Below are 5,708 nucleotides of genomic sequence, written 5' to 3'. Positions count from 1 at the left end.
TCCGGCGACGCTGGCAGCGTCGCCGCGGAACAGGTCGTCTTCCGAGGCGCCGGGATCGGTGGCGTTGGGATCGATCCCGTCCTGGCTGTCCTGTTGGTGGGCTGCCGAGCTGTCGTCTGCGTTGTTCGGGACGGCCTGGAGAGCGCCTGCGTGGTCGTGGGGTGCTTGCGGTGCGGGGTTTCTGCTGGCGAGCGTTTGTCCGGGACCTTGTTGTTGCGGGGAAGCGTAGTTCGGGCGTCGCTGTCCTTGGCCCGCCTGTTCCTGACCGTGGTGGGCTTGGGATTGGGGCGGTTGTCCCTGGGCAGGTTGGGCTTGGGGTGCCGGGGTTTGCGGGTTGGGCTCCATCGCCGAGCCGCTCGTGGGGACGCCTGTGGCACCACCGGCGGTGGAGCCATCGCTTGTGGCACCGTTGGTGACGGCGCCGTTGTCCGGGCCCCCTGGGTTTGGCGCGTTGGTGTTCGTTGCACCAGAACCGGGTGAGTCCGAGCCTGCTGGGTCTGGAGCGATCGCGCCGGAGCCTGCCGTGCCGCTGCCGGGTTGGAGTGGGTCCGGAACGGCCGGGGTCGGTTCGCGGCGTGCCGGTTGGCGGCGTGCCGGGTGGGTGGCCGCTGGCTCGTCGCAGGACGGGGGTTCGGCGGTGGTCTGGTTCCGGGGTGGTTGCTGCTCCGCGGTGCAAGCGCGCGTCTGCGGTGGCGCGGAGTGCGGTTCCGCGGTGCTGGCCGCTCCGCTGGACAGCACCGCGATCACGGTGAGCGCTGTGCACGCGGCAGTGCGGAAGGGGAACCGGGCCATGTCCCCGATGCTGTGCGCGGTGCGTTGATCGCGCGCGGTGAACTGCGTCGGCTCACACCGCCGTGCGGCACAAACCACCGCACGAGGGCCTGGATCGGGACGGTGTGGGGCTGGGACAGCAGGGCTGGGGCAGCGGGGCCTGCGGGACGGGGCGGGCTTCGAGGATCCGGAACTGTCAGGGGTCGGTGCGATGCTCCGCGGGTGGACACCGGGGAACTCGTGCACCTGCGGCGGGCGCGTGATCTTGTCGATCGGGAGTACGCGCGGCCTCTGGACGTCGCGGAGCTGGCTCAGGTGGCGTTCATGTCGGTCGCGCACTTCTCCCGGCGGTTCAAGGTCGCGTACGGGGAGACGCCGTACCGGTACCTGATGACGCGTCGGGTCGAGCGGGCGAAGGCGTTGTTGCGGCGCGGGGACCTCGGGGTGACCGAGGTGTGCATGGCGGTCGGGTGCACGTCGTTGGGGTCGTTCAGCGCGCGCTTCACCGAGCTGGTCGGGGAGACGCCCAGCGCCTACCGGGCGCGTGAGCACTCGGCGGTTCAGGCGGTGCCCGGTTGTTACGCCATGCGGGTGATGCGTCCGAGCAGATTTCGAGAAGCAGGCGACGTGGGTGCGCCGATAGGTTCACCGGTGTGAACATTCGGGTTTCCCACACCTTCCTGCAGGTCGACGATCACGATGCCGCGCTGGGCTTCTACCGCGACACCCTCGGGCTGGAGGTGCGCTCGGACGTGTCGTTCAACGAGTTCCGCTGGCTGTCGCTCGGCTCGGCGGAGCAGCCCGGTCTGGAGATCGTGCTGGAGAGCGCGGACATGGGGCGGTCGCCCGAGGACGCGAAGGCGATCAACGAGCTGCGGGCCAAGGGCTCGCTGAGCGGTCTGATCTTCTGGGTGGAGGACTGCGACGCCCTGTTCGAGAAGGTCCGCGCGTCGGGCGCCGAGGTCGTGCAGGAGCCGACCGACCAGGACTACGGGGTGCGCGACTGCGCGTTCCGCGACCCGGCGGGCAACCAGATCCGGTTCTCCGGGAAGTCCGCTTCCTGATCCGGACGGGTGGTGCGCGCCACGTCCTCGACCGGTGAAGGGGAGCGGTCGAGGGCGTGGCGCGGCTCTCGCGTGCGTCCGGGTGGGTTGGGGTGCGTGCTGCCGGGGCTGGCCCCGTGCCAGGATCGGGGGCGTGGAAGCAAGTGACCGCGACCGCGATCCCGACGGCCGGGCGCGCAACGCCCGTCCCCGTGACGGCCTCGGACGTCCGCTGCCCTACGGGGCGGTCGGGGTCGAGCGGCAGCCCGAGGGAGTCGTGAGAGCACCGGACGAGTCGCTGCGGGAAGCGCAGCGGCTGCTGGACGAGGGCAAGCCGTTCCACGCCCACGAGGTGCTGGAGGACGCCTGGAAGTCGGCTCCCGAGGCCGAGCGGGAGCTGTGGCGCGGGCTGGCGCAGCTGGCGGTGGGGTTGACGCACGCGTTGCGCGGCAACGGTAGGGGCGCGCGGTCGCTGGTGGAGCGCGGGGCGCGCAGCATCGAGCCGTACCGCGACGCTCCCCCGCACGGGGTGGACGTCGCCGGGCTGGTGGACTGGGCGGAGCGCGGGGCCTACCTGGGCGCCGGTCCCGACACCCCGGAGACCGGTGGTCGAGAGGGTGCGGTTCTGGCTGCCCCCGAGCGGACCGGTGCGGAAACAGGGGTGGACCGGGCTGTCATCGGCGGCGCGGGTGTGCTGAGGTTGCGCGGATGACCGTGCGCATTCGACCTTACGAACCCCGCGACTGGGACGCCCTCGGCGACATCTGCGTGCGCACCTCCGACGTGGGGCGCGACGGCACGCACCTCTACCCGGACCCGGACCTGGTGTCCTCGGTCTACGCGTGGCCGTACGCGGCGCTGGAGCCCGAGCTGGTGTTCGTCGCCGACAACGGCGAGCGGGCCGTGGGCTACGTGCTCGGCACCTCGGACACCGCGCTGTTCGCCAAGCGCTTCCGGAACGAGTGGCTGCCCGAGGTGGCGGCCCGGTTCCCCGCGCCGTCCGGTCCGCCGATCAGCCAAGCGGACGCGGTGGCCGACCTGCTGCACGCGCCGGAGCGCATGGTGCCGCTGGACCTGGACGACTACCCCGCGCACCTGCACATCGACCTGCTCCCGGACCACCAGCGCGGCGGGCACGGGCGGGCGCTGATGACGCGGTTCCTGGACGCGCTGCGGGACCGCGGCGTGACGGGCGTGCACCTCGGGGTGTCGACCGCGAACGCCTCGGCGCTCGCGTTCTACGAGCGGTTGGGGTTCCACGAGCTGACGTCGGCGGGCGTGGGCGGGCTGTCGGTGTTCCTGGGGAAGCGAATTGCTCCGAACGCCCGCTTGGCCGCGGGGGCGGCCGGGTAACAGGAGGTCACCTACTCACTGGGAGGCCACCGTGCTCGCCACCATCGCCGCGGTCATCTTCGGTCTGGCCCTGCTGCTGGACCTGGCGAACGCCTCGCTCGGCAGCGTGATCGAACCCGGAACCCTGACGCTCGCGGGCCTGCTGTTCCTCGCGCTGCACATGGCCGGGGTGGGCTCGGCGCTGCGCGCGCCCAGCTTCCGCCGCCGTCGCTGATCCACGCCGGTTCGACGGGTCCGGCCCGCTGACGTCGAGCGGGCCGCCCGATCACGTCGTCGGCGGGTCAGGCCCGGATGCTTCGGCCGGGGAGCTGATCGGCGTCGTTGGTGGGCGCGACCGCCCGCAGGCGCCGAGCGCCGCCGGCCAGCGTCATTGCCCGAAACCACTGGCCGGCTCCGATCGGCGCGTGGACCGCCGTCGAGCACCCGCCGGCCCACCGGGGACGCCATCGCTCTGCGCCTCCGCTCCGTCGATCACCTGACCGGCGTCGTCTGGTCGTGATCCGCCGCGGCGCCGACGTGGCGCCCGGCGGAGGTTCCCGCCCCGCAGACCGCCGTTCCGGGGAGAAGAACGGCGGTCTGCTCAGGGAGAGCGCGGCGTGACGGGCTGGAGGGAGCCCGTCGGACCGCTCCGCGTGCGGTGATGAGGGGGCAGACCGCGCGGAGCCGGTCGCACCGCCCGCGCTCGGGGCGGTGGGCGCCGGAACCGGTGGGCGTCGAGGTCTCCCGCTCGGGGCAGCAAGCGGGGCCCTTCGCACGCTCCGGTCCCGACCTAGTCGGGACGTGTTCGCAGGCGGACGAGGTACGGCGTCGCGTCCGGAGCCGGACGCGCGCCCGTGGCCCGCGTCGTGCGCCGACCGCTCCACGCCGATCGACCAGGTTCCCGTGCTGGGACTTGGTGACGCCGGCGCGCCGGAGCCGTCCAGGGCGTGGTCACGGCGCGCGCTCGGCGTCGTTGACCACGCAGACCACCGCGTCGGGGGTCGCGTAGAAGTCCAACCGGTAAGGACCGCACTCCTGCCTCACCGCCTGCCGGTCCTCCACCGGTTGGCGCTGTGGCGGAACGGGTTCTTCCGGTGGGGTCATCGGCTTATCGTGCGCCGACGGGGTCCGTTGACGCACCACCTTCTCCGCCGATATGCGGAAAACGCATACGGGTCAGCCGAGCCACCGCGCGAGTTCGCGCACGTCCCGCTCCCCCACCCACGGGCCGAGCCTGCCCAGCTCGACCAGCACCAGCCCCGAACCGCTGTCCCTCGCCGCGTCCAACGCCTCGTAACCGCAGGCCACGGCTTGATCGCGGTTTCCGGCGGCGGCGTGCGCGGCAGCGAGGCGGGCGGTGTGGAGGCCCCGTTCGGCGGCGCGGGCGTGGCCCCACCGGCGGCGGCGCAGCGCCTCGTAGCCCGCGATCGCCCGGTGTGGTTGCCCGAGTTCGAGCCAACAAGCCGCCCGTTCGAGCTCGACGTGCTGCTCCGAAAGGCGGTACCCTATGCGGTATTCGCCGTTGTCCGGCTCAGGGTCTCGGGCAACCGCTACGAGGAGTTCGCGCGCGTGGTCCAACCGGGCCATGCACGTCTCGTCACCCGCCATCGCCAGTCCGCGAGCCTGCTGCCGCAGGACCAGTGCGAGGGTGCGCGGGCCGATGCCGCGCTCGCGCAGGGCGGCACGGGTCAGCGTGAGGACGCGCTCGCCGTCGGGTTCGGCGAGCTGGGCCAGTCGCACGTAGGAGTAGGCGACGACGTCGGGGTCGTCGGCGGCCTGCCCCTGCTCAAGGGCGCGGGTGGTCCACTCGACGGCGCCGCTGCGATCGCCGACCTCCTCGTACAGCAGGCCGGAGAACTCGGCGTAGGTCGCGGCGACGGCGAGCAGCCTGCGGCGGTGGTCGCCGTCGGCGGCGCGGCGCAGGGCGTCGGCGAAGTCGAACAGCGAGCGGGCGGCGGGGACCAGGGCGCGCCAGCCCTGGCGGTGGTGCGCGTCGTCGAGGATGCGGCGCAGCACCAGCAACTGCCGCACGGGCCCACCGCGCCGGGCGGTGGCCGCGCGCAGCGCGGTGAGGGCTGCCGGGTCGACGGGTCGGTCGGAGCGGGGCGAGACGGACGGGCGGGAGGCCCGGTCGGCCAGGCCGAGCAGGTGGGCCGGGATGCCGAGCAGCCGCTGCATGGTGCGCAGCACGCGCAGGTCGTAGGCGATGCCGCTGCCTGATTCCAGGCGGGAGATCGCGGACTGCGAGTAGCCGGCCAGCGCGCCGAGCTCGTCCTGGCGCAACCCGTGGGCGCGGCGCGCGATGGCGACGAGCACACCGGGCGCGTCCGACGCGACGGCGGCGTGCACCTCGCGGCTCTCCCACAGCTCAGGCGGCAACGCGGGCAACGGCGTGCCGCGCGACTCGCCGAGTACGTCAAGGCGGGTGACCTCGGGACGGATGGCGCTGTCTGGACGAGTGGTCTCAGAACGGGCGGCGCTGTCTGGCCGGGCGGTCTCCGGGCGGGCAGTGGCTGGCCGGGCTGAGTCCTGGCGGCCGGAGCCTTGGCGAGCGCTGTCATG

7 protein-coding genes are annotated in these 5,708 nt (G+C 73.1%); 5 read left to right on the top strand and 2 right to left on the bottom strand.

The annotated features are described in order from the left end of the window. Nucleotides 1-993: 993 nt before the first annotated feature. From ACTUAL_RS24865 to ACTUAL_RS24845, 5 genes are all read left to right on the top strand, one after another. Nucleotides 994-1,428, top strand: a complete 435-nt coding sequence (locus tag ACTUAL_RS24865) for a helix-turn-helix transcriptional regulator (protein ID WP_096496318.1) — start codon at nt 994-996, stop codon at nt 1,426-1,428. Beyond that, entirely contained in the window at nt 1,425-1,835 is a 411-nt protein-coding gene (locus tag ACTUAL_RS24860) for a VOC family protein (RefSeq protein ID WP_096496319.1), read from the top strand. Before ACTUAL_RS24865 ends, ACTUAL_RS24860 begins: the two co-directional genes overlap by 4 nt. A gap of 133 nt (nt 1,836-1,968) precedes the next feature. Further along, entirely contained in the window at nt 1,969-2,526 is a 558-nt protein-coding gene (locus tag ACTUAL_RS24855) for a DUF309 domain-containing protein (RefSeq protein ID WP_440901947.1), read from the top strand. Next, nucleotides 2,523-3,167, top strand: a complete 645-nt coding sequence (locus ACTUAL_RS24850) for a GNAT family N-acetyltransferase (RefSeq protein WP_096496321.1) — start codon at nt 2,523-2,525, stop codon at nt 3,165-3,167. The genes ACTUAL_RS24855 and ACTUAL_RS24850 overlap by 4 nt, the downstream gene beginning before the upstream one ends. 31 nt (nt 3,168-3,198) lie before the next feature. Then, nucleotides 3,199-3,381 (top strand): hypothetical protein, encoded by a 183-nt coding sequence (locus ACTUAL_RS24845; protein WP_096496322.1) that lies wholly within the window; start codon nt 3,199-3,201, stop codon nt 3,379-3,381. Nucleotides 3,382-4,097: 716 nt separating this feature from the next. Here the strand turns inward: ACTUAL_RS24845 and ACTUAL_RS24840 are convergent. Both ACTUAL_RS24840 and ACTUAL_RS24835 read right to left on the bottom strand, forming a co-directional pair. Next, nucleotides 4,098-4,250: a hypothetical protein gene (locus tag ACTUAL_RS24840; RefSeq protein WP_015804202.1), complete on the bottom strand. Its 153-nt coding sequence runs from the start codon at nt 4,248-4,250 to the stop codon at nt 4,098-4,100. A gap of 72 nt (nt 4,251-4,322) precedes the next feature. Continuing rightward, nucleotides 4,323-5,525, bottom strand: coding sequence for a helix-turn-helix domain-containing protein (locus ACTUAL_RS24835; protein ID WP_440901946.1), 1,203 nt, complete (start codon nt 5,523-5,525; stop codon nt 4,323-4,325). Nucleotides 5,526-5,708 lie beyond the last annotated feature (183 nt).

The sequence above is a fragment of the Actinosynnema sp. genome, assembly GCF_052038725.1.
Note: the sequence above shows the minus strand (reverse complement) of the source record. Positions and strands in the feature narration are given on the sequence as shown.

Coding starts and splice junctions, on each gene's coding strand:
- ACTUAL_RS24850 (WP_096496321.1), top strand. CDS start 2,523: ATGACCGTGCGCATTCGACCTTACGAACCCCGCGACTGGGACGCCCTC.
- ACTUAL_RS24840 (WP_015804202.1), bottom strand. CDS start 4,250: ATGACCCCACCGGAAGAACCCGTTCCGCCACAGCGCCAACCGGTGGAG.